The organism is Xanthomonas sp. A1809, from assembly GCF_017746015.1.
In the GTDB taxonomy this organism is placed as follows: Bacteria; Pseudomonadota; Gammaproteobacteria; order Xanthomonadales; family Xanthomonadaceae; genus Xanthomonas; species Xanthomonas euvesicatoria.
This window is the reverse complement of sequence record NZ_JAGHWZ010000057.1, coordinates 1-1188: the sequence shown is the minus strand read 5'-3', so window position 1 is coordinate 1188 and position 1188 is coordinate 1. Positions and strand designations below refer to the sequence as shown.

Sequence of the window (1188 nt, the reverse complement as noted above, 5' to 3'; positions counted from 1 at the left end):
TCCTGCTGGACAAGCTGGGCGTGGACCCGGAGTGGACCCAGACCCGCCTGGGCGACGGCTTCTATGAGCAGCGGCTGGTGCTGGACCAGATCACCCAGCTCACCGGTCGTCGCTATCTGGGCAATTACGCCGATGGCGTGGCGCAATACCGCGCCTTGCTGGAATCCGGCGTGGCCGCTGCAGGCCAGCTGCAATTGAGCATGGGTGTGGGCTTGACGGCCGCGCAGGCCGCTGCACTCACGCAGGACATCGTGTGGATGGTGGAGCAGGAGTACCAGGGCCAGACCGTGCTGGTGCCGGTGGTGTACCTGGCTTCGAACTCGCTGCAGCTACGTGGCAGCGGCGCATTGATTGCCGGCGGCAACGTCGAGCTCAATGCCACCAACACCATGAGCAACCAGGGCGTCATTGCTGGCGCCGACGTCAGCGTCACCGCCGGCAACCTGCTCAACCAGGGCCGCATCAGCGGCACTGGCGGCTTGTCGCTGGAAGCGCGTAACGACCTGCTCAATCAAGGCCAAATCGAGGGCCGCGATGTCGCGCTGGTGGCCGGCAACAACTTGGTCAGCGAAGCAACCAAGGCCATCAACGGCGTCGGCATCCTGTCGGGCATCACGGCCAGCAACACGCTGCAACTGATGGCCGGCAACGACATGACATTGACCGGCACCCGCGTGCAGGCCGGTGGCAGCGCCGCGGTGATCGCCGGCAACACCCTCAGCCTGACGCCAAGCGCCTTGCGTGACGACAACGGCCTGCTGCGTGGCGGCGACGCCGTGTCACTCGTCACGGGTAAAGACTTGATCGTGTCCGCGGGCAACGACCTGCAACTGCACGGCGTGACAATCGCCGCTGGCGGCAGCGCGGCACTTCAGGCAGGCAACAACCTGTCGCTGACGCCGACCGCCAGTCTGGATGGCAAGGTTGCCACCCGCACCAACATCAGCACCGGCGACAGCCTGCAACTCACCGCGGGCAACGACCTGACCATCCGGCAGGCCGAGGTGAAGGCAGGCGGCGATCTGATCGCCGCAGCGGGCAACAACCTCAACGTCGAGTCCGTGCTCAACGAGACCGAGACCAACAGCTACAACGCGCGCAACGGCAAAACCCGCGTCACCACCACCACAGCCACGCAAACCATCGACCAGCAGGCGCTCACTGCCGGCGGCAACCTGATCCTCAGCG

Annotated in this window: 1 protein-coding gene; it reads left to right on the top strand. The window is 65.7% G+C overall.

Features of this window, described 5'->3' with window-relative positions:
• Positions 1-1188: hemagglutinin repeat-containing protein (locus J7396_RS22355; protein ID WP_244669840.1), on the top strand; the 1188-nt coding region annotated here is incomplete at both ends.